A 22,180-nucleotide genomic window follows, 5' to 3' on the forward strand; every position below is an offset into this window, starting at 1 on the left:
GTTGTCCACTGCCGCTGTGCGCAAGGGGGGACTTGAACCCCCACGCCCGAAGGCACAGGAACCTAAATCCTGCGTGTCTGCCAATTTCACCACTCGCGCTGGCTGGCATTCGGGCCGTCTTGGTGGACGCCCCTGCCATATACCGGACTACAGTGTACCCGCTAGTTGTCCAGCTTGAGATCCCGCCGAAGCTTGGCCACGTGGCCTGTCGCGCGGACGTTGTACTGCGCCAAGGAAACCTTCCCGTCCGGGTCCACAACAATGGTGGAACGGATCAGTCCCATGTACGTCCGGCCATAGTTTTTCTTTTCGCCCCAGGCCGCGTAGGCATCAGCCACGGCGTGGTCTTCATCCGAGAGCAGCGGAAAGGTCAGCCCTTCATCAGCAGCGAACTTGGCCAGCGCCTTGACGGGGTCCGGTGAGATGCCCACGACGTCGTAGCCCGCGGCTTGGAGGGAACCCAGAGTGTCGCGGAAGTCACAGGCCTCTTTGGTGCACCCCGGCGTGGAAGCTGCCGGGTAGAAATAGACGATGGTCTTCCGCCCGCGGAAGTCCGACAAGCTGACGTTTTTGCCGGATTCGTCCTGAAGTGTGAAGTTCGGGGCATCATCGCCCGGGATTAGTCTTTCAGCCACAATTTGCTCCTTGCTTACGTTCGCGATTCCCCAGTTTAGTGGGAAGACGCCGCGCCTTCACCCCGTCCGCGCATATACTGGCGGCATGCCAGATATGGAGAGATGGCCCACCACCCGATTGCTTTCGACAGCTGCGCGCCTGGTGGAAATCTCGTGGAACGAAAAATTGAAGTCCATCGGCCTTACCCATGCCGGGGTCATTGCCATGCAAGTGCTGGCAGCCAAGGGTGCAATTACCCAGGCAGCGTTGGCCGAAGTTGCGCGGGTCAAGGCCCAGACCATGGGCACCACTCTTGCGCGTTTGGAGTTGCACGGGCATATCACCCGCCAGCGCAGCGACTCCGACCGGAGAAGCCATGTGGTGACCCTTACAGAGGCCGGCATCGCCGCTCTGGCCGAGGCTGTGAAGCTCGAGCAGGACGTCTTGTCGCCCGTGGCGGTTGATACCGCGCGTCTTCGCGAGGAGCTCAGGGTAGTGGTACGCGGCTTGGCCGGACTGCCCGCGCCGGACGCGGGTTCCCCGGAGCTCGATACCGACGTTCCCCGGGCCTGACCACATTCAGTGCGGAGCGGCCCCTCCGGGGCCCAGCCAAGGGTAATTAATGGCCGGGAATAGCAGAAAGGCTCCGGATCGTGGAAACGATCCGGAGCCTTTCTTGTTGGTGCACCCCCCGGGACTCGAACCCGGAACCCATTGATTAAGAGTCAATTGCTCTGCCAGTTGAGCTAGAGGTGCATCTATTGTTTTGGCCCGCTGAAGGAATTCCCATTCCTCATTGACCTCCGCAACGACAAATAACTCTACACCACATTTTCGGCACTCATGACCATTGGATGCTGATCGTGATGCAAGCCATGCTTTCACTATTACGAGAGTGGAAAGCAAAAAGGCCCTGGAGTGAATTTCACTCCAAGGCCCTTCTTTAGTGCACCCCCCGGGACTCGAACCCGGAACCCATTGATTAAGAGTCAATTGCTCTGCCAGTTGAGCTAGAGGTGCAGCTGTTGATTTCGACCAACCCGGGGCTTTTCTTTCCCCGGCGATCTCCGCAACGACATGTAACTCTACACGACTTCTGCCGAACTGTGAAATCCACCGGATCCCGCCCTGATCACTTAGTCAGCTACCCCCAAAATCAGCACAAAATCAGGGTTTCTGTTGTTGCTGAGGATCCACAAAGTGCCGTCGGGGGTGCGGGCAACGTCCCGAAGCCGCCCATACTGTCCTGTGAGATAGGCCACGGGGCTCCCTGCGGCTTCGCCGTTTAGTGGAACGGCCCAGAGCCGTTGGCCCCGGAGGGCGCCGGTGTAAGCGACTCCTTCCAGGATTTCCAGGCCACTCGGTGAGGCGTCGGAGGTGGACGGCCAGACGACTTTGGCGTCGATCAACCCGCTCCTGCCGGGTGCGCCGGTCACGGTGGGCCATCCGTAGTTGCCGCCCGGAGTGATGAGGTTCAGTTCGTCATCCACGTCAGGTCCGAATTCGCTGGCCCACAGCCTCCCCTCCGCGTCCCAGGCCAGGCCTTGCACGTTCCGGTGTCCGTAGCTGTAGACCGGATTGTCGCCGAAGGGATTCCCCGCGGCCGGCTGGCCCTCCGGAGTCAGCCGCAGGATCTTGCCGCCCAGGGCGTTGATGTCCTGCGGCTGCTCCCGACGCTGCGAATCGCCGGTCCCCACGTACAGGAATCCGTCCGGGCCAAAGCGGATCCGTCCACCATTGTGCGTCGATGCCTTGGAGATGCCGGAGAAGATGACCTCGGGCTGACCAAGGGCAAGTTTGCCGTCGGCATCCGCATCAAGCCGCATGCGGGCCACTCGGTTGTCGCCGGCGGACGTGAAGTAGGCATACAGCCATCGGTCGCTGGCGAACGTCGGGGAGAGGGCGAGGCCCAGCAGCCCGCCTTCGCCGCCGGGAACCACGCCGGGCACCTCACCAACCGTGGTTGCCTTGCCATCGCGGATGCTTTTGATCTGCGCGGAATCGCGCTCGGAGACAACAGCTGTGCCGTCCGGCAGGAAGGCCACAGACCATGGCAACTGCAGGCCGACGTCGAGCTTTTGAAGAAGTTCGGGAGTCTGCGTCGGGGCCTGTGTCGCCGATGCCTGCGGCGTGGCGGCAGTGCCCGGAGACGAGGGGCTCCCGGTACACGAAGCCAGCCCCAGGATCAGCGTGAGCGCAAAGGCAGGCACCAGGTGCGTTCTGCGAATAACCCAGTGCCTGCTCATGGCGGTTACAGCCGGTTCAGTGCCGGTTGCGCCTGGGCGGGCGGAATCCTGCAGCTTCGGCATGGGCTGCGGACTCGAACCACACGTCTGCGGCAACGTCTCCGTAGCCGGCGGCGTCTTCATCGTGATAGGTCATGTCCGTTGCGCTGGCCTTCACCGGATAGGCCTCGCCCGGCGTACTGGATGAACCGGTTCCGTAGGGATGCTCCGCGGCCAGGTGACCGGAAGCGGCCGGATCCTCAGCGGCGGCGGACTCGGCGCCTGGCAGGGTGGGGGAGTGTGCGTCCGTGTACTCGTGATGATGCACTGGAGTTCCGCCGGCATCCGTCCACGAGGATTCCCACTCGGCCTTGTCTGCTGCCTCATCGGCCCGCGTGACGTCGTCGGCGGTGACCTGCGGCGCAGGGGAACCACCTGCCGTCGCCTGCGCCTCTTCGGCTGTCGTCGGGGGCGCGCCTGCATCCCAGTCGTCAACGTCGCCGGCGTCGGCTGCATGGACTTTGCCGTCCCTGTCAACCAGCGGTTCGTCCACCACGGGTTCATCCACCACAGGTTCCTCAACTGCGGGCTCGTCCACTGCAGGGGCGGCAATGACCGGTTCCGGCACCATGAGTCCCGGCGTCGCGGCCGGCTGGGATTCGGCAGGCACCGGCTGGGTTTCGGCAGGAACAGTCCCCGGTGAATCCTCGACGACGGAACGGGGTTCAGTTTCCATGTCCTGGCCGCTCCCGGTGGCGTGGGAGGCGTCAGGGGTCCTGTCCTCCACGCTGTTGGAGTGTCCTTCGGTGTCCGGCTCCGCGTCGCCGGGTTCGTCAACAATGCCGGGTTTGTCATGAGTAGGGCCACTGCCCTCGGCGGCCGCCTTGCCCAGGTTGGTCACTCCCGCCAAGCCCGCCACGCCGGCTGCTGCGGCAGCGGTGTCCGGTATTGACCCCGTGTTGCTTGGCTCCATGGCGGCAGGAGCTTGGGGGGAGGTGGAATTGCGCGTTTTGTTGCGGTTCATTAGCCACCAAACAATGGCAATGACCAAAACAATGACAATGACCCAAATAAACCAAGTATCCATGGTGGGCGCCCTTCTGCTCGCAGCGGTGCAGTTCGTGGTGTTCCTGACGTTACGTGCCTGTTTATGGGCTGTCCAGCCTCTGACCTGCTGCTCCACGGAATTGATCAGCTTGCTGAGTAAAGCTGGGGGGTTCGAATTCCTTGGAAAGGAAATTGGTTCGCGTCGCCTAGTCTGGCTGCATGGACTTCAAAAGGCTGCAGATTCTGCGCGAACTGGCAGACCGGCAAAGCATTGGAGCCACGGCCGATGCCATGAATGTGACGGCTTCGGCTGTCTCCCAACAGTTGAAGACCTTGCAGGCGGAAATCGGTGTTGTGCTGGTGGAGAAGGTGGGCAGGGGCGTCCAGTTGACTGAGGCGGGGTACGCCATGGCTGCCGCTGCTGCAGACATCGCCACGGCGATGGCCCGGGCAGAATCCACCATTGACACCTATAGGAAGGGCTGGCAGACCCGCGTTTCCGCTGCATTCTTTCCCAGCGCTGCCGAAATGCTGTTGCCCGGAGTGCTGCATCGGGTCGCGGCAGTGGATGGACTCACCTTTGATGCCCATTTTGAGGATCCAGGAACCGCGCACTTCGCACCCTTGGTTGCTGACTACGACATCGTGCTCGCCCACAGTGTGGACGGGCCGGAGGTTTTCGCGCGCCAGGGACTGACGGTGGTTCCGCTCTTGGAAGAGGCCCTCGACGTCGCTATGCCCACCGGGCATCCCTTGGCGGAGAAGGAGCGCTTGAGCCCCGGGGATGTAGTGGACTACCCCTGGATCGGCGTCCCTGAAGGCTTTCCGTTTGATACGGTCCTTCGCCAGATCGAACTCCATGCCGGCAGGCAGGCGATGAGGGGCCAGCGATATCCCGATCTCCGGGTGTTGGAGGCCTTGGTGGGGGCCGGCCACGGGATCTGCCTCCTCCCTCGCTATACGGCGCGGGCGAGTGCCCGCCGCGGCCTGGTTCTGCGGCCACTGACCGAGGTGAAAGCCAGCCGGAGCATCGTGGCTTTGGCTCGGCAGGAGGTTGCTGCCCGGGCCACCATCGCCAGCGTCCTGGACATGCTCACCACTGAGGCCGCTGCCATCGCGAGGGAGCTGAGCGAGTCACGTCCCACCATTTGAGATACGAATCCAGTATCCGGTCCGGATGTGAGCGCAATATTCGGCAGTTCCCACTTAACCCTGTGTGGAACAACCCTTGGCGGGACCAGGTACACATAGACTTTGGACCATGAGCGACACCACCCAGATTGCGACAGACAACACGCCGGACATCAAACCCCGCAGCCGGGTAGTCACCGACGGGATTCACGCGGCGCCCGCCCGCGGCATGTTCCGCGCGGTAGGCATGGGCGACGACGACTTTGCCAAACCCCAAATTGGTGTCGCCAGCTCATGGAACGAGATCACCCCCTGCAACCTGTCCCTGAACCGTCTTGCGCAGGGTGCCAAGGAAGGTGTCCACGCCGGCGGTGGCTTTCCGATGCAGTTCGGCACCATCTCTGTTTCCGATGGCATCTCCATGGGTCACGAAGGCATGCACTTCTCGCTCGTTTCCCGCGAAGTCATCGCCGACTCCGTGGAGACAGTGATGCAGGCCGAGCGCATCGACGGGTCAGTCCTCCTGGCTGGTTGCGATAAGTCCCTCCCCGGCATGCTCATGGCTGCTGCCCGGTTGGACCTTGCTTCTGTCTTCCTTTATGCCGGCTCCATCATGCCGGGCTGGGTCAAGCTTGAGGATGGTTCGGAGAAGGAAGTCACCTTGATTGACGCCTTCGAGGCGGTCGGTGCCTGTGCTGCAGGCAAGATGAGCATGGAAGACCTCACCCGCATCGAAAAAGCCATCTGTCCTGGTGAAGGCGCCTGTGGTGGCATGTACACGGCCAACACCATGGCCTGCATCGGCGAGGCACTGGGTATGTCCCTTCCGGGTTCGGCCGCGCCGCCGTCGGCAGACCGCCGTCGTGATGATTTCGCACGCAAGTCCGGCGAAGCAGTAGTAAACCTCCTGCGCCTTGGCATCACGGCCAGGGACATCATGACCAAGAAGGCTTTCGAGAATGCCATTGCCGTCACCATGGCTTTCGGCGGTTCCACCAACGCTGTTCTCCACCTCCTGGCGATTGCCCGTGAAGCCGAAGTGGAGCTGACTCTGGATGACTTCAACCGCATCGGCGACAAGATTCCGCACCTTGGAGACCTCAAGCCGTTCGGCCGCTACGTGATGACTGACGTGGACAAGATTGGCGGCGTGCCGGTCATCATGAAGGCGCTGCTCGACGCCGGCCTGCTGCATGGCGACTGCCTCACCGTGACGGGCAAGACCCTCGCGGAGAACCTTGCTTCGATCAACCCGCCGGACCTTGACGGAAAGATCCTCCGCGCGCTGGACAACCCGATCCACAAGACCGGCGGCATCACCATCCTCCACGGCTCCATGGCTCCGGAAGGGGCCGTGGTGAAGAGCGCAGGCTTTGATGCGGATGTGTTTGAGGGCACCGCGCGTGTGTTTGAGCGTGAACAGGGTGCCTTGACTGCCCTGGACAACGGCGAGATCCACAAGGGAGATGTGGTGGTCATCCGCTACGAAGGCCCCAAGGGTGGTCCGGGCATGCGCGAAATGCTTGCCATTACCGGTGCCATCAAGGGTGCGGGCTTGGGCAAGGACGTCCTTCTGCTGACCGATGGCCGCTTCTCCGGCGGTACCACCGGCCTCTGCATCGGCCACGTTGCGCCGGAAGCCGTCGACGGCGGTCCGATCGCCTTCGTCAAGGACGGCGACCGCATCCGGGTGGACATCGCCGCCCGCTCGTTCGATCTCCTGGTTGACGAGGCTGAACTTGAGGCCCGGAAGGTTGGCTGGGAGCCGCTGCCGGCCAAGTTCACCAAGGGCGTTCTGGCCAAGTACGCCAAGCTGGTCCACAGCGCCTCCACCGGCGCTTATTGCGGCTGATTCCTGCCGGTGGCTCCGGCTGTCATGAGACAGTCGGAGTCCGGTAGGCGGACATTGCTGTCCAAATAGTGAGATACGATGGTGGTCAATTGACACGTATCTCACTTAGAGGGAACACTGAACGCATGATCACATTCGTTACCGTCGGCGTCGTCGTCCTTACCAAGCGCGTGGCTTAGCCCGACTGGTAACGAACCGTCACGCGCAAACCCCTCGAAGAGCCGGAAGGCTGAGGGGTTTTTTTATTCCCAAGACCCACCCATTGAAGATCCACTAAGGAAGAGTCCGATGAGCAAAGGATCGCCGATCAGCCCCTCGCTGATGGCTGCAAAGTCCGCTGGAGCCCACAAAGCTCCGGAAAAGGTCGACCGTCCGGCTGACGCCGTCGTCGTCGACGCTGCTGCACCTCTCTCTCCTGTCCTTGGGCCGAACACCGTTGTACCCCCAACGGTGATGTCCGGCTCGCAAGCAATTGTCCGTTCGCTCGAAGAACTCGGCGTGGACGATATTTTCGGTTTGCCCGGTGGCGCGATCCTGCCCACCTACGACCCCTTGATGGCTTCCAGCATGAATCACATCCTGGTCCGTCACGAACAGGGAGCCGGCCACGCCGCGCAAGGCTACGCCATGGTCACCGGACGGGTTGGCGTTTGCATCGCTACCTCGGGCCCGGGTGCCACCAACCTCGTTACCGCCATCATGGACGCCCACATGGACTCCGTGCCGATGGTGGCCATTACCGGCCAGGTTTCCAGTGGAGTCATCGGTACCGATGCCTTCCAGGAAGCTGACATTGTGGGCATCACCATGCCCATCACCAAGCACTCGTTCCTGGTGACTGACCCCAATGACATCCCTCATGTGATGGCAGAGGCTTTCCACCTCGCCTCCACGGGCCGTCCCGGTCCGGTCCTGGTGGACATCGCCAAGGACGCCCAGGTGGGCCAGATGACCTTCTCCTGGCCGCCGAAGGTAGACCTGCCCGGCTACCGTCCGGTGGTCCGTGGCCACAACAAGCAGGTCCGCGAGGCTGCCAAACTGATCGCAGCAGCCAGCAAGCCTGTCCTGTACGTGGGTGGCGGTGTGGTCAAGGGCCATGCTTCCGCGGAACTGATGGAGTTGGCGTTGGCCACTGGAGCTCCGGTGGTCACCACTTTGATGGCACGCGGCGCCTTCCCTGATTCACACCCGCAGCACGTGGGCATGCCGGGTATGCACGGTTCCGTCTCCGCGGTCACGGCACTCCAGCAGGCTGACCTGCTGATTACGCTCGGCGCCCGCTTCGATGACCGCGTGACCGGTGTCCTGAAGACTTTCGCTCCCTTTGCCAAGGTTATTCACGCCGATATCGATCCCGCGGAAATCTCCAAGAACCGTACGGCCGATGTCCCGATCGTTGGCTCCGTGAAGGAAATCATTCCGGAACTCACCGAAGCCGTGAAGACCCAATTCGAACTGAGCGGAACGCCGGACCTGGATTCCTGGTGGGCCTTCCTGGGCAACCTCCGGGACACCTACCCGTTGGGCTGGACGGAGCCGGAAGACGGACTTACCGCCCCGCAGCGCGTGATCAAGCGCATCGGCGAGCTCACGGGTCCCGAGGGTATTTACGTTGCCGGCGTTGGCCAGCACCAGATGTGGGCTGCCCAGTTCATCAAGTACGAACGGCCCCACGCCTGGCTGAACTCCGGTGGCGCAGGAACCATGGGATACTCGGTTCCGGCAGCCATGGGTGCCAAAGTGGGTGAACCGGACCGCGTGGTCTGGGCCATCGACGGTGACGGTTGCTTCCAGATGACCAATCAGGAACTGGCCACGTGCGCCATCAACAACATCCCGATCAAGGTCGCCATCATCAACAACTCCTCGCTGGGCATGGTCCGTCAATGGCAGACACTGTTCTACGAGGGCCGCTACTCAAATACGGATCTGAACACCGGCCACGACACCATCCGGATTCCGGACTTCGTGAAACTGGCCGACGCCTATGGCTGTGCAGCACTGCGTTGTGAGCGCGACGAAGACATCGACGCCACCATCCAGAAGGCGCTCGAGATCAACGACCGCCCGGTGGTCATCGACTTCGTCGTCAGCCCCAACTCGATGGTGTGGCCGATGGTGCCGTCCGGCGTCAGCAATGACCAGATCCAGGTTGCCCGCAACATGACCCCGGAATGGGAAGAGGAGGACTAGGCATGAGCCGCCACACACTGTCCGTTCTGGTAGAAGACAAGCCCGGCGTGCTGACCCGCGTGGCCAGCCTCTTCGCCCGGCGTGCATTCAACATCAATTCCCTTGCTGTAGGACCCACAGAGGTTCCCGGCATGTCCCGCATGACGGTTGTCGTCGACGCCGACGGCGACCTGATCGAGCAGGTCACCAAGCAGCTCAACAAATTGGTCAACGTGATCAAGATTGTGGAGCTGACTTCCGAATCTTCCGTACAACGTGACCACATCCTGGTCAAGGTACGTGCGGATGCCGCGACACGTCTGCAGGTTACCCAGGCTGCAGACCTGTTCCGTGCCGCCGTCGTCGACGTGTCCACAGACTCGTTGGTGATCGAGGCAACCGGTACCCCCGAGAAGCTCGCCGCGCTGCTCTCAGTGCTCGAGCCGTTCGGCATCCGTGAAATCGTGCAGTCCGGCACCTTGGCCGTTGGACGGGGATCCCGCTCCATGAGTGACAGGGCGCTCCGCTCCGCATAAGGGAAGGCAACCCAGGCTTCGGCCTGCGTTGCCTCCATGCTGAGCATCGCGCCCAGTACCGCAGCACCACTATCAATATCTACGAAAAACCACTCAAGAGGAGTTACGCAAGTGACTGAAATGTTCTACGACGACGACGCAGACCTGTCGATCATCCAGGGCCGCAAGGTAGCCATCGTTGGCTACGGCTCCCAGGGCCACGCCCACGCGCTTAACCTGCGCGACTCCGGCGTCGAAGTTGTTATCGCCCTCAAGGAAGGCTCCAAGTCGACCGCCAAGGCCGAGGACGCAGGCTTCACAGTCAAGAACGTTGCGGACGCCGCCGAATGGGCAGACGTCATCATGATCCTGGCACCGGACCAGCACCAGCGCTCGATCTACAACGACTCCATCAAGGACAAGCTGACCGAGGGCAAGGCACTGGCCTTTGCCCACGGCTTCAACATCCGCTTCGGTTACATCGAGGCGCCGGCCGGCGTTGACGTTATCCTGATCGCCCCGAAGGCTCCGGGCCACACCGTGCGCCGCGAATTCGAAGCCGGCCGTGGCATCCCGGACATCATTGCTGTGGAGCAGGATGCCTCCGGTTCCGCTTGGGACCTGGCAAAGTCCTACGCCAAGGCCATCGGTGGCACCCGCGCCGGCGTCATCAAGACCACCTTCACCGAAGAGACCGAGACCGACCTCTTCGGCGAGCAGTCCGTCCTCTGCGGCGGCGTTTCCCAGCTCGTCCAGTACGGCTTCGAAACCCTGACCGAAGCCGGCTACCAGCCGCAGATTGCCTACTTCGAGGTTCTTCACGAGCTCAAGCTCATCGTTGACCTCATGTGGGAGGGCGGCATCGCCAAGCAGCGCTGGAGCGTTTCCGACACCGCAGAGTACGGCGACTACGTCTCCGGCCCGCGTGTCATCACCCCCGAGGTGAAGGAAAACATGAAGGCTGTCCTCGCGGACATCCAGAGCGGTGCGTTCGCCAAGCGGTTCATCGACGACCAGGACAACGGCGGCACCGAGTTCAAGGAGCTGCGCGCCAAGGCAGAGCAGCACCCGATCGAGGGCGTTGGCCGCGAACTGCGTTCCCTGTTCTCCTGGCAGCAGCAGGACCAGGACTACGTCGAGGGTTCCGCAGCCCGCTGATCGCCACTCCGGCACCAGCACTGACAAACGACGCCCGTCCGGCCACAACAGCCGGGCGGGCGTCGCTGTTTCAACCGTCATTTCTCCACCGACTTGGCCAGCAAGCCAGGCTGTGAACTTCTTCACAACGGCTACCGGTCCGGCCGTAACATCACTCGCCGGCACCGGAAACCCCGCCCGGATTCGATATTCTGGGCTGGTCCCGGCGCCGTGCCCGGGCCACGCATCCGCTCCTTGTCCAGTTCTGTCCCAAAGTTGTCCAAAGTAAGGTGCCACCCCGTGTCAGCCAGCAAACCCGTCGTCCTCCTCGCTGAGGAACTTTCGCCCGCCACAGTCGAGGCATTGGGCCCGGACTTTGAAATCCGCCAGACCGACGGCGCCGACCGTTCCCAGCTGCTGTCTGCCATCGCTGACGTTGATGCGATCCTGGTCCGCTCGGCCACGCAGGTGGATGCCGAAGCAATCGCCGCGGCCAAGAACCTCAAGGTCATTGCCCGCGCCGGTGTAGGCCTGGACAACGTGGACATCAAGTCCGCCACCCAGGCAGGCGTCATGGTGGTCAACGCCCCGACCTCCAACATCGTCTCGGCCGCAGAGCTCACCGTGGGCCACATCCTGAGCCTCGCCCGCCATATCCCACAGGCCAGCTCCGCGCTGAAGAATGGCGAGTGGAAGCGCTCCAAGTACACCGGCATCGAGCTGTTCGAGAAAAAGATCGGCATCATCGGCCTGGGACGCATCGGCGCGTTGGTTGCCGCCCGTCTGCAGGGCTTCGAGACCGAAATTCTCGCCTACGACCCCTACATCACGTCTGCCCGCGCGGCGCAGTTGGGCGTCAAGCTGGTCACGCTGGATGAACTTCTGCAGAATTCCGATTTCATCACCATCCACATGCCCAAGACCCCTGAGACTGTAGGCATGCTGGGTGCTGACGCCTTCCGCAAGATGAAGGAATCCGCCTACGTCATCAACGTTGCCCGCGGTGGACTGGTGGACGAAGAAGCGCTCTATGTCGCTCTGAAAGAGGGACAGATTGCCGGCGCCGGCGTGGACGTTTTCGTCAAGGAACCGAGCACCGACCTCCCGTTCTTTGAGCTGGACAACGTCATCGTCACTCCGCACCTGGGAGCGTCCACTGACGAAGCCCAGGAGAAGGCCGGCGTCTCCGTTGCCAAGTCCGTCCGCCTGGCACTCGCTGGCGAGCTTGTACCGGATGCCGTGAACGTTGCGGGCGGAGTCATCGCACCGGACGTGCGTCCCGGCATCCCGCTGATTGAAAAACTGGGCCGGATCTTCACCGCGCTGACCCACGCGTCCTTGACGCAGATCGACGTCGAGGTCGCCGGCGAGATTGCTGCACTTGACGTCAAGGTGCTTGAGCTGGCCGCACTGAAGGGCGTTTTCGCTGATGTCGTTACCGAGCAGGTCTCGTATGTGAATGCTCCGGTCATCGCGGAGCAGCGCGGCATCAACACCCGTCTGATCACCACGCCGGACGCTGAAGACTACCGCAACGTGCTGACCATCAGGGGCGCTCTGAGCGATGGCTCACAGATCTCCGTCGCCGGTACCTTGACCGGACCCAAGCAGGTGGAGAAGCTGGTAGGCGTCAACGGCTATGACGTGGAAATCCCCATCAGCGAGCACTTGGTGGTGGTGGCCTACGCCGACCGTCCGGGCGTCATCGGAACCATCGGACACATCCTGGGCATGAACAACATCAACATTGGTGGCATGCAGGTGGCCCGCCAGACTGAAGGTGGCCAGGTCTTGGCGTTGCTGACCATCGACAGCTCTGTTCCGCAGCAGGTACTGGAGGCCATCAAGGCCGGTATCGGCGCTGACATGGTCCGCGAAGTGGACCTGGAGGACTAGAACTGCTGATCCCCATCAGCTAAGTTCGCGTGCCGGCGACACACCTTTGGCACGCAGGAGTGGCCGGTCTGCTTACAATGGCTGGGTCCGGGATTCGGACCCGGCAGCAGGCCGGCCACAACTTTTTGCACATACAGCCCGGTATTCCTCTGTGTTTTTCGAGGAATCACGGACCATGTGTGCGCGCCCGCAATCAAGGTCTCAGGGAGCCCAATGAACGCCGTCCAAAGGTTCATCAGAAGCCGTGTGCTGCTGCTGACCGCGGCCATTTTGATCGTCGCAATGTGCTTGTCCGTCCTCGTCCAAAGCCAGTCGCAGGCTGCTTTGAACCGGACTGTGGATGAGAACTCGCGGGGACTCTACGACATCCTGGTCCAGGCGAAGCCTGACCAGTCTCAAGACGGCGACGGCGGTGCATTGATCCAGCCGGAAATAGCGAACGGCCAGGGTGGCATCAGCTTTGACCAGCTGGAGAAGATCCGGACCATGGGACAAACGGCTGTGGCCGCCCCCATCAGCCTGGTTTCCCGCGTATCCCAGAACCTTGAGGCACCCCGCCTCAACGCCATGGATTACCTCGGCTACAACGCCGGCCTCGCAGGGGCTGTGACTGCGGGTGACCCCTCCGCCATGGACTCCAGCAAGTGGCCTGCAGCGGAATCCGTGTTGTCCGACTCACCCAAGAAGTACCGTCTGACCGCTTCAGCGACGAGCTCCGATGGCGTGAACCAGCAAACCCTGTTCAAGACCAGCGCTGAAGGCACCCTGGGCAAGGGCCGCCTGATCCAGGAACAGGCAGCAGGCGGCACGAACGTACGGATCGCAGGCCCTGAAGGCGAGACAGGTGTTAAGTTTCCTGCTCCGGCGCTTGGATCCGAGCACAACCTCTTCAATCTTTCCGTGGCGCTGCCCCTGGCGCCTGAGGTGACAGAATCCGTCGTCGCGGTTGATCCTGCCGCCGAAAGGGCGCTCCTTGGCTCTGCGGGTGACTTCCTGGCACCGCTGGAGAAGGCGCCGCCGGCCGATGCCCGTGACGCAGGCGCCATCGGTCGCCACTTCGAAAGCCTCTTCACCACCGGTCTCAGCATGGACCAGCTGGAAGAAGGGCCGGACTTCCTTGGCGTGAAGCTCAAATACTGGGCTCCGCTGATGACGCAGTACCAGCAGGCCAAGCGTGATGGCTTGCTGACTGACGACTCGCAGGCCATCCCGCTGATTGTCCGCTCCGGTACTTCCCTTGATCTGCAGTACTCGGTGAAGATCGAGGAACTGGACGCCAGTGGCAAGGTCGTCAAGGAAGTCGGGACCGTGACGCGGTCCTTGGACAAGGATTACCTCCCGTTCGTCTCCAAATCCCCGTTTGCCCTGGAATGGCCGGGATCCACTGATCACAGCAAGCTGCTGGGCAGCACTGCTTCGTTCAGCCAGGGCCTCTACAACCCGGCCACGTGGAGCACGGCTTTCGCGGCCGCTCCGCAGTACAAGGACGGCGACGAAGCCGCCAACGGCGCATCGGACAAGAGCGCCACTCCGGGGGACTGGGTCACGGTCAACCGCCTGCCTGAGAAGTCTTCCTTCGGCGCGGCCGTGGACCAGACGCAGCGCAAGCCTGTCGACGAACGCTCCTACCGGGAAGACCTGGAAACAGGCAAGAAGCCGGCCGCTCCGCTGCCCATGGTGTACGGCACCTTTGACCCCGCTGACGTCCAGGCCGCGGCCGGAGACGTCAACAAGCTTCCCCTGGGTGGCTACGACCCCGCTCCGATGACCCTCAGCAAGGACGCCGAGGGCAAAGACGTTGATGGTACCGAACTGAAGCCCTCGCTCAGTGCCACGGGCCTGGTTAGCCAGTCCGCCGGCGCCATCACCGATTACTACGGACTTGCAGCGGCCCGAGGCTACGACACCAACGCCAACGTCATCGACGCCATCCGTGTCCGTGCCAGCGCAACCGGCAACTGGAAGACGGCGCAGCCTGAGGTAGAGAAGCTGGCCGCACAGATCCGCGACCTTGGCCTCGAAGCCACCGTGGTTGCCGGTTCCGCCCGCGAAGATGCCAACATCTTCGTCCCCGGTTACAGCAAGGACGACGCCGGCAAGGAGTCGCCGCTGGGCACTGTCCAGCAGTCGTGGGTACGCCAGGATGCGGCCGACGCCGTCTCCGGCTCGCTGACCGGCACCAACATCACGCTGCTCTTCCTGACACTGCTGGGGGCTACGCTCCTGACGGGTGCCTCCACCGTGAGTTACATCCGCCAGCGCCGAAGCGAAGCCGGGATTCTCCGTGCAATGGGTTGGACACAGAAACGTATCCGCTCGTGGGTCCTCGAAGAATTTGCTGTGGGCGCGGCTGCGCTTGCGGCGGCGGGAATTATCCTGAGCCTGCTGAGCTGGAATGTGGCCACCGTGATCGTGTCCGTCACGATGCTGGTGATCTACTGCGGCGCTGCCTGGCTGGCGGCCCAGCAGTTGCGCCACCGCGTGGTCATTGACCAGGAACCGCAGCACGATGACCGCTTGGTGACTGTGGACTCGCCGTTGACGTTCGCCAACAGGCAGCTCACCACCAATCGGTTCAATTCGGTTTCCTTGGCGGTGGCAGTTGGAGTGTTCGGCGCGGCAGTTGGTGCGTTGATCGCACTCCTGATCGACATCCCACGTGCTGCCGGAGCCAGTGCGCTCAGTGGCCTGGCCGCTGCCAGCATTGCCTTGCCCAGCGTCATCCTCGCCGTCTTCGGCGTGGTTGTTGGCCTGCTGCTCACCCTCGTCACTGGACGTTTCGAACTCCACGCCAAGAGGGAGTACCTCGGTACCCTCCGCGCCATGGGCTGGAACCCGGACATGCTGGGTCAGGTCCGCTTCTTTGAAAACGCACTTGTAGGCACTGTGGCACTTCCCCTGGGTGTCCTCGGCGCCCTTGGGCTGGGACTGCTCCTGGCTCCCTACGCGGCTCTCTGGGCCGGACTGGCCGGTCTGCTGGCCGTAATTTGCTGGATTCCGATTGCAACGAAAGTAGTCAAATGACTGACAACCTCAACCCCGAGCTGACGCCCACCCCGGAGTCCACGGACGAGTCGCTGCAAACCCGCGCCAACACCATCGTGAAGGCCGCGGACCACGCAACTCCCTTGGAACTGAGCCGTGTCACCATCCACTACGGTGGCGACAAGGGCGGTGCCGAGGAAGTCGACGTCGTCGATGACTTCAATCTCACGCTGCACGCTGGAGAGATGCACTGCATCGCCGGCCGAAGCGGCTCCGGCAAGACCAGCATCCTGACGGTGGGTGCCGGCCTCACACTGCCTACCTCGGGCAAGGTCTTCTGGGAAGGCCATTCCCTGGAATCCATGGGCGATGATGAGATCGCTGACCGCCGACGTGCCCTGATTGGGTACGTGGACCAGGGTGGTGCTTTGATCGACGGCATGAGCGCCCTGGAGAACGTCCTGCTCCCTGCCGTACCGGACGGCGAAGTGGAGCAGCGCACGGAGATGGCCAAGGACCTTCTGGACCTGGTGGGTCTGGGACGCCGCATGCGCCACCGTCCCGCCCAGCTCTCCGGCGGTGAGCGCCAGCGCGTGGCAATCGCCCGCGCCCTCATCCTGGGTACCCGTGTGCTGGTGGTGGACGAACCCACAGCCAGCCTTGACCGTGCCGCGGCCAACCGGATCATCGGCATTCTGAAGGACACCACCAGCGACGGCATCGCTGTGCTGGTTGCTTCGCACGACCATGAGCTGGTGCGGCTCAGCGATTCGCTGACCGAGCTTAACTAACGCTATTTCATCCCAAAAAAAGGTAACTTCTTAGAGTGACGTCTCCAGAGAAATCCCCGTTCTACATCACCACCGCAATCAGCTACCCCAATGGCGTGCCGCACATCGGCCATGCCTACGAGGTCATTGCGACTGATGCCATGGCGCGCTTCAAGCGCCTGGATGGCCATGAGGTGTTCTTCATGACCGGAACGGACGAGCACGGACTCAAGATGCAGCAGTCCGCTGAGAAGGAAGGCATCACTGCCAAGCAACTCGCGGACCGCAACTCTGCTGCCTTCAAGCAGATGAGCCAGGATCTGGGCATCTCCCATGATCGCTTTATCCGCACCACGGACCAGGACCACTACACCGCCTCGCAGGCCATCTGGAAGAAGATGGAAGCCAACGGCGACATCTACCTATCCAAGTACGAGGGCTGGTACTCGGTCCGTGACGAGGCGTATTACGTCGAGGACGATACCGTGGTGAAGGAGGACGGCCTCCGTTACTCCAAGGAGACGGACACCTTGGTGACCTGGACGGCTGAGGAAAGCTACTTCTTCCGGCTTTCCAACTACCAGGAGAAGCTCCTGGCGCTCTACGAGGAACAGCCTGAGTTCGGCGCGCCGCAGTCCCGCTTCAATGAGGTCATCAGCTTCGTCAAGCGTGGCCTGGAAGATCTGTCCATCAGCCGCACCACGTTCGACTGGGGAGTTCCTGTCCCTGGCGACCAGAAGCACGTCATGTACGTGTGGGTTGACGCGCTCACCAACTACTTGACGGGCGTTGGCTACCCGGATGTGGATTCAGAGTCCTTCAGGAAGTTCTGGCCGGCCGACGTTCACGTCATCGGCAAGGACATCTCGCGCTTCCACGCGATCTACTGGCCCGCATTCCTTTTGAGCGCGGGGCTGGAGCTGCCAAAGCGCGTCATGATCCACGGCTTCCTCACCAACAATGGTGTGAAAATGTCCAAGTCTCTGGGCAACGTTGTGGCACCGCAGGATTTCGTGGCGCAGTACGGCCTGGACCAGTGCCGGTACTTCTTCCTGCGCGAAGTTCCGTTTGGTGCGGACGGCAACTACAACCACGAAGCCATTGTGGGTCGTATGAACTCCGACCTCGCCAACAACTTCGGCAACCTTGCCCAGCGTTCGCTGTCCATGGTTGCGAAGAACTGCGAGGGCAAGGTCCCGGTACCCGGCGAGTTCACAGCAGAGGACGAGGCTTTGTTGGCGCAGGCCGCCGGGTTGCTGGAAACCGCCCGTTCTGCGTTTGACAAGCAGGAATTCAGCCGCGCGCTGGAAGCCATTTGGACGGTTCTTGGTGACACCAATGCCTACTTCGCTGAGCAGGCTCCGTGGGTGCTGCGCAAGACGGATATCGACCGTATGAACACGGTCCTTTACGTCACGCTGGAGGTTGTCCGGATCGTGGCGATCCTGGCGCAGCCAGTCATGCCGTCGTCGTCGGCCAAGCTCCTTGAGGTCCTGGGCCAGCCCGAAGGTGAGGCGCGCCAGTTCGCTGCCATCGGCACACCGATCGTTGCCGGCACGGTTTTGCCGGCACCGGCGCCGGTCTTCCCTCGGTACGAAGAATCCGTCGAGGCTTAAGGCCCGACGCTCTCTCGCGTCCCGCCGTCAGACGCGAAACGCTCTCCCACCACCTACCGGTTAGCCGGCAGGGGGTGAGAGAGCGTTTCGCTTTAAGGGTGTTTAGGTGAGAGAGCGTCGGTTCCTTAGGCGGTAGCGAGGCCTTCCACGGGCGATAACCGTGCCGCCCGCCGGGCAGGGATCACCGACGCCAGGAGTCCGGCCACCACCGCGACGCCAAACACTGCAGCCAACTGCAGCCACGGGACTGCCGGAACAACGGTGGCCACGCCGCCCAGGGTCGCCTGGGCGCCGAGCCAGCCGTAAACGATTCCCATGCCGGCTCCCATAATGGCGGCTACGCCTGCGACGAGCACAGCCTCGATGGCCAACATCCCGCGGAGCTGGCCTTTGGTCAGGCCGAGTGCACGGAGGAGTGAGTTTTCCCGTGTGCGTTCGAAGACGGAGAGGGAGAGGGTATTGGCTACACCGATCAGGGCGATGACTACCGCCACGCCGAGCAGCCCCGTGACCACCAGCAGGAGGACGTCGATGATGCTGTTGAACGTGACGCGCTCGATCGCGGCCCCGCTGACCGTGCGCTCCTGCACTCCCAACGCTGCGGCAACTTCTTTCTGGATGGCCTGAACCCGGTCTGCTGACACGGAGTCGTCCAGTTTCACCCACACCATGGCAGGTGTTTCCGGCAGGGCGGCGGACGGGATGCTGGCACTCTCCACGAACGGTGGCACGTGGCGGGTCCGCAGAACCTTAGCGTCGAGCGATACGTTGCCGGACGCCGTCTTGATGGTGGCAGGGCCCTCAGGGGAGTCTTCAGGCAGGTAGACCGTACCCGGAGCCGGCTTGAGGTGGTTGTCGCGGAGGACCGAGCCGGCATCTGAGGCGCTGAGGCTGTAAATCGTGCTGCCGCCATCGGGCGTCGTGGCATCACTCAGCGTTCCCACCGGTTGGAGCAGCACCGCAGCGCTCACGCCGTCGAGGGCTTTGATTCGGGAGACAGCATCGCCGGGGTCGCGTCCACCGTCCACGGCGGTCTGCGCGGACAGGTCCACCGGGTAGTTCTCGGCCAAGGTGTCGTTGAACGCCTGCCGGGAGGTGGCTGCTCCGGTCATCATGAGCGACACCAGGGTGACGCCGATCAGCAGCGCAGCAGCTGTCGCCGAAGTGCGGGCGGGGTTGCGCGTGGCGTTGACAGCGGCGAGCTTGCCCGGAACGCCGGCCGGAGCTGCCAAGCGCCCGGCCAGCGACACAACGGTGGGGATGAACAGCGTGGAGCACAGCAGGATTCCCACGAACGAGGCCGCGCCACCCAACAGTGCGAGCGGAAGCGACACGTTCATGCTGCCGTACACCAGGAGCGTAGAACCACCCGCCAGGGTGATGAGGCCCAGTATCAAGCGGAACTTGCCGCGGCGGTTCCGCACGGATGCGTCATCGGCAGGCCGCAAGGCGGCAAGAGGTGCGACGGCGGTCGCGGCCTTGGCGGGCACCAGCGCCGCCACCACGGTCAGCAAGGTTCCGGCCACCAGGCCGGCAATGATGGCCGACGGCGGCACCGCCAACGTCGCGAAGGCTTGCTCGGGTTGGGACTTGGCCCAGGCAATCAAGCCCGTCATCAGGCCCGTCGCGGCCAGGACGCCCAGTACCGAGGAAATGAAACCAACCACGAGTGCCTCGAGCATCACCGATCCGCGGATCTGCGAACGTCCGGCGCCCAGGCAGCGCAAGAGTGCCAGTTCCCTGGTCCGCTGGGCCACCAGGACGGAGAACGTGTTGGCCACCACCAAGGTGGAAACAAGGATAGCCACACCGGCAAAGGCCAACAGGACAACCGTGAGCTGGTCCTGCCCGGCACTCAGCATGGCCACAGTGGAGGTGACCTTTTCCTGGGCGGTTTCCAGCACAGGCTCAACGGCACCCGCGGCCTCCATACGGTGGGCGATATAGTCCTTGGCCGCAGGTACATCTTCGCCAGGCTTGAGCGTAAATTGCAGACCCGAGTACCCGGCTCCTGCATCCTGCACGGCGTTCAGCACGGTCTCGGAAGCCATCAACTGTGCCGCAGACGACGAGAAGGGATCGTTGGTGGCCCGGATCAGGCCCGTGATGGTCACCTTGGCATTCTTGACAGGCCCGGCACCGTGCAGCTCCAGAGTGCTGCCGACGGAGAGACCCAGGTGCGCGGCAGTTTTCACATCAACTGCTGCGTCCAAGGCGCGTGAGGGCATGGAACCCGAGGAAAGGACGGCACCTTCCAGGGAAGTGGGGGCTACATTGCGGAGACGGCCATACTGCTCGCCACCGCCGGCCTCAAACGTCACGTACGTGGATCGCTCGGCGTAGCTGTCTTCCACTGCGGGGGAGGAAGCAGCAGCATCCACGGCAGCCTGGGTAAATGCTTCGCCGTTCTTGGACGTGGCAACGAGGTCCGCGTTGCGGTAGGCCTCGCCGAGACTTGCACCCAGCGATGCGTTGGTGCTCGCGCCCACCATGAGGGTGGAAGAGAGGAACATGACGGAGAGCATCACGGCCAAGCCGATGGCAACGAAGCGCCGGAAATGCGTCGTCAATTGGGAAAGGGCAACACGCAACATGCCTCAGGCCCCCAGCTTGCCGAGGGCGGCCAGGACGGAGTCTGCGGTGGGGTTGTGGATTTCGCCCACCAGGCCACCGTCGTTCATCAGCACCACACGGTCGGCGTAACTGGCGGCAACGGGATCGTGGGTGACCATGATGATGGTTTGGCCCATCTCCTGGCTGCTCCGCCGCAGGAGGGCCAGAACTTCTCCGCCTGCCTTCGAATCCAGGTTGCCGGTCGGCTCGTCGCCGAATACGACGTCGGGCCGCGTCAACAGTGCTCTCGCCACGGCCACACGCTGCTGCTGGCCACCGGACAACTCATGTGGGCGGTGTTTGAGCCGGTCCTTCAGGCCAAGCGTGCTGACAACGGTATCCAGCCACCCGGCGTCGGCGGTGGTACCCGCCAAGGCCAGCGGAAGCGTGATGTTCTGCTCTGCAGTCAATGTAGGCACCAGGTTGAACGCCTGGAAGACAAAGCCGATCCGCTCCCGCCGCAGCGCCGTCAATTGACGGTCATTGAGCCCCGTGAGCTCTGTTCCGCCCAGCACAATACGTCCGGAATCCGCCGTGTCCAGTCCTGCCAGGCAGTGCATCAGCGTGGATTTGCCTGAACCGGACGGGCCCATGATGGCAGTGAATTTGCCGGCGTCGAAGCTCACTGAGACTTCGTTCAGGGCCGTCACGGAGGTATCGGCGCGGCCGTAGCTCTTGGTCAGCTTGAAAGCCTCGACGGCCGGACGGGCCTGGGCGGCGTCCGATCCCGCGGGGCGGCCGGTACCTGACGGGTGGGGGAGTGGCGTGAATGTTGTCATGGTTCCACGCTATGTTTCAGCCCTGCCCGGCGGGATCGGGCCATGGGCCCATTATCAGGAAGCCCTGCTCATACCCTGGTCTGAGTCCGGGGACAGCCCGGGATGAGGCCGTTAACCCCCGGGCGCCACGATCCCTGTCTCGTAAGCGATGACAACTACCTGCACGCGGTCACGGGCGCCAAGCTTGGCCAGGATATGACCCACGTGTGTCTTGACCGTGGCTTCGGAAAGGAACAGACCCGCCGCAATCTCGGGATTGGACTGTCCCTGTGCGATCAGCTGGAATACCTCTCGCTCGCGGGCAGTGAGGCGCTCCACGGCCGCGGCGTGCTCACCCTGCTCGGGAGTCTGGGCCCGGAGCAGAGGTGCCACATGGTCCAGCAAGCGGCGCGTGGTGGACGGCGCGATCACTGCGTCCCCCCGGTAAACAGTGCGGATAGCCTCCAGGAGTTCCTCGGGTGGCGCATCCTTCAGGAGGAACCCGCTGGCACCTGCCTGGATTGCGGCAAGGGCGTACTCATCGAGGTCGAAGGTGGTCAGCACCACAATCTTGATCTCGGCCCGCTGGGAGCCAGAGGGCTGTGCCGCTGCTTGCTCCAGAATTCGTCGGGTTGCCTCTATGCCGTCCATGCCAGGCATGCGGACATCCATCAGGACCACATCGGCTGCAGTGGCGCTCAGCGCTTGGACGGCCTCGATCCCGTTGCCTGCCTCGGCAACGACTTCCAGGTCCGGCTGCGAATTGATCAGCATGCCAAAACCTGAACGGACCAGGTGCTGGTCATCAACCAGGGCCACCCGGATGGGTGCAGGAACGTCAGACATGG

General features: G+C 62.8%; 16 protein-coding genes and 3 tRNA genes. 10 read left to right on the forward strand and 9 right to left on the reverse strand.

Features of this window, described 5'->3' with window-relative positions; translation table 11 throughout:
- Positions 1 to 17: 17 nt before the first annotated feature.
- A tRNA-Leu gene (locus BMY91_RS04475) sits at positions 18 to 99 on the reverse strand.
- Between the two features lie 62 nt (positions 100 to 161).
- On the reverse strand, positions 162 to 635 hold the full coding sequence (bcp, locus tag BMY91_RS04480; protein ID WP_090818798.1) for a thioredoxin-dependent thiol peroxidase: 474 nt from the start codon (positions 633 to 635) through the stop codon (positions 162 to 164).
- Between the two features lie 85 nt (positions 636 to 720).
- On the opposite strand from bcp, the gene BMY91_RS04485 reads away from it, so the two are divergent.
- Positions 721 to 1,188: a MarR family winged helix-turn-helix transcriptional regulator gene (locus BMY91_RS04485; protein ID WP_090818800.1), complete on the forward strand. Its 468-nt coding sequence runs from the start codon at positions 721 to 723 to the stop codon at positions 1,186 to 1,188.
- Positions 1,189 to 1,295: 107 nt separating this feature from the next.
- Here the strand turns inward: BMY91_RS04485 and BMY91_RS04490 are convergent.
- The 4 genes from BMY91_RS04490 to BMY91_RS04505 form a co-directional block, all read right to left on the reverse strand.
- A tRNA-Lys gene (locus BMY91_RS04490) sits at positions 1,296 to 1,371 on the reverse strand.
- Positions 1,372 to 1,562: 191 nt separating this feature from the next.
- Positions 1,563 to 1,635 (reverse strand) — tRNA-Lys (locus BMY91_RS04495).
- A 116-nt stretch (positions 1,636 to 1,751) separates the two neighbouring features.
- Entirely contained in the window at positions 1,752 to 2,861 is a 1,110-nt protein-coding gene (locus tag BMY91_RS04500) for a PQQ-dependent sugar dehydrogenase (protein WP_090819167.1), read from the reverse strand.
- A gap of 16 nt (positions 2,862 to 2,877) precedes the next feature.
- Positions 2,878 to 3,927, reverse strand: coding sequence for a sunset domain-containing protein (locus BMY91_RS04505; protein ID WP_256212566.1), 1,050 nt, complete (start codon positions 3,925 to 3,927; stop codon positions 2,878 to 2,880).
- Between the two features lie 179 nt (positions 3,928 to 4,106).
- On the opposite strand from BMY91_RS04505, the gene BMY91_RS04510 reads away from it, so the two are divergent.
- The 9 genes from BMY91_RS04510 (at position 4,107) to metG (ending at position 17,961) form a co-directional block, all read left to right on the forward strand.
- Positions 4,107 to 5,039, forward strand: a complete 933-nt coding sequence (locus tag BMY91_RS04510) for a LysR family transcriptional regulator (RefSeq protein ID WP_090818803.1) — start codon at positions 4,107 to 4,109, stop codon at positions 5,037 to 5,039.
- Positions 5,040 to 5,148: 109 nt separating this feature from the next.
- A complete protein-coding gene (gene ilvD, locus BMY91_RS04515; protein WP_090818806.1) occupies positions 5,149 to 6,870 on the forward strand; it encodes a dihydroxy-acid dehydratase in 1,722 nt (573 codons plus the stop codon).
- A 288-nt stretch (positions 6,871 to 7,158) separates the two neighbouring features.
- Positions 7,159 to 9,063 carry an acetolactate synthase large subunit gene (locus BMY91_RS04520; RefSeq protein ID WP_090818809.1) on the forward strand — a complete coding sequence of 635 codons (1,905 nt, stop codon included), beginning with the start codon at positions 7,159 to 7,161 and terminating at the stop codon, positions 9,061 to 9,063.
- Between the two features lie 2 nt (positions 9,064 to 9,065).
- Entirely contained in the window at positions 9,066 to 9,578 is a 513-nt protein-coding gene (gene ilvN / locus BMY91_RS04525) for an acetolactate synthase small subunit (protein ID WP_011775174.1), read from the forward strand.
- A gap of 111 nt (positions 9,579 to 9,689) precedes the next feature.
- Complete coding sequence (ilvC, locus tag BMY91_RS04530) at positions 9,690 to 10,715, forward strand: ketol-acid reductoisomerase (protein WP_090818812.1); 1,026 nt, start codon at positions 9,690 to 9,692, stop codon at positions 10,713 to 10,715.
- Between the two features lie 279 nt (positions 10,716 to 10,994).
- A complete protein-coding gene (serA, locus tag BMY91_RS04535; protein WP_090818814.1) occupies positions 10,995 to 12,590 on the forward strand; it encodes a phosphoglycerate dehydrogenase in 1,596 nt (531 codons plus the stop codon).
- Positions 12,591 to 12,803: 213 nt separating this feature from the next.
- Positions 12,804 to 15,614: an FtsX-like permease family protein gene (locus BMY91_RS04540; RefSeq protein WP_090818817.1), complete on the forward strand. Its 2,811-nt coding sequence runs from the start codon at positions 12,804 to 12,806 to the stop codon at positions 15,612 to 15,614.
- On the forward strand, positions 15,611 to 16,366 hold the full coding sequence (locus BMY91_RS04545; RefSeq protein ID WP_090818820.1) for an ABC transporter ATP-binding protein: 756 nt from the start codon (positions 15,611 to 15,613) through the stop codon (positions 16,364 to 16,366). The genes BMY91_RS04540 and BMY91_RS04545 overlap by 4 nt, the downstream gene beginning before the upstream one ends.
- Positions 16,367 to 16,401: 35 nt before the next feature.
- Positions 16,402 to 17,961: a methionine--tRNA ligase gene (metG, locus tag BMY91_RS04550; RefSeq protein ID WP_090818823.1), complete on the forward strand. Its 1,560-nt coding sequence runs from the start codon at positions 16,402 to 16,404 to the stop codon at positions 17,959 to 17,961.
- 125 nt (positions 17,962 to 18,086) lie between these two features.
- Here metG and BMY91_RS04555 read toward each other — a convergent pair whose 3' ends face one another.
- The 3 genes from BMY91_RS04555 to BMY91_RS04565 form a co-directional block, all read right to left on the reverse strand.
- Positions 18,087 to 20,531 (reverse strand): ABC transporter permease, encoded by a 2,445-nt coding sequence (locus BMY91_RS04555; RefSeq protein WP_256212567.1) that lies wholly within the window; start codon positions 20,529 to 20,531, stop codon positions 18,087 to 18,089.
- Between the two features lie 27 nt (positions 20,532 to 20,558).
- Positions 20,559 to 21,353 (reverse strand): ABC transporter ATP-binding protein, encoded by a 795-nt coding sequence (locus tag BMY91_RS04560; protein ID WP_090818828.1) that lies wholly within the window; start codon positions 21,351 to 21,353, stop codon positions 20,559 to 20,561.
- 111 nt (positions 21,354 to 21,464) lie between these two features.
- The gene (locus tag BMY91_RS04565) at positions 21,465 to 22,178 is read right to left on the reverse strand and encodes a response regulator (protein ID WP_090818831.1); all 714 of its coding nucleotides are present in this window, start codon (positions 22,176 to 22,178) and stop codon (positions 21,465 to 21,467) included.
- Positions 22,179 to 22,180: the final 2 nt, after the last annotated feature.

Source organism: Arthrobacter sp. yr096 (assembly GCF_900108925.1).
Classification (GTDB): Bacteria; Actinomycetota; Actinomycetes; order Actinomycetales; family Micrococcaceae; genus Arthrobacter.

Excerpts from the sequence above, each read along its gene's own strand:
- ilvN (WP_011775174.1), top strand. The coding sequence starts at position 9,066 with ATGAGCCGCCACACACTGTCCGTTCTGGTAGAAGACAAGCCCGGCGTG.
- BMY91_RS04500 (WP_090819167.1), bottom strand. The coding sequence starts at position 2,861 with ATGAGCAGGCACTGGGTTATTCGCAGAACGCACCTGGTGCCTGCCTTT.
- BMY91_RS04520 (WP_090818809.1), top strand. The coding sequence starts at position 7,159 with ATGAGCAAAGGATCGCCGATCAGCCCCTCGCTGATGGCTGCAAAGTCC.
- BMY91_RS04485 (WP_090818800.1), top strand. The coding sequence starts at position 721 with ATGCCAGATATGGAGAGATGGCCCACCACCCGATTGCTTTCGACAGCT.
- BMY91_RS04505 (WP_256212566.1), bottom strand. The coding sequence starts at position 3,927 with ATGGATACTTGGTTTATTTGGGTCATTGTCATTGTTTTGGTCATTGCC.
- ilvD (WP_090818806.1), top strand. The coding sequence starts at position 5,149 with ATGAGCGACACCACCCAGATTGCGACAGACAACACGCCGGACATCAAA.
- BMY91_RS04565 (WP_090818831.1), bottom strand. The coding sequence starts at position 22,178 with ATGTCTGACGTTCCTGCACCCATCCGGGTGGCCCTGGTTGATGACCAG.
- BMY91_RS04540 (WP_090818817.1), top strand. The coding sequence starts at position 12,804 with ATGAACGCCGTCCAAAGGTTCATCAGAAGCCGTGTGCTGCTGCTGACC.
- BMY91_RS04510 (WP_090818803.1), top strand. The coding sequence starts at position 4,107 with ATGGACTTCAAAAGGCTGCAGATTCTGCGCGAACTGGCAGACCGGCAA.
- BMY91_RS04560 (WP_090818828.1), bottom strand. The coding sequence starts at position 21,353 with ATGACAACATTCACGCCACTCCCCCACCCGTCAGGTACCGGCCGCCCC.
- BMY91_RS04545 (WP_090818820.1), top strand. The coding sequence starts at position 15,611 with ATGACTGACAACCTCAACCCCGAGCTGACGCCCACCCCGGAGTCCACG.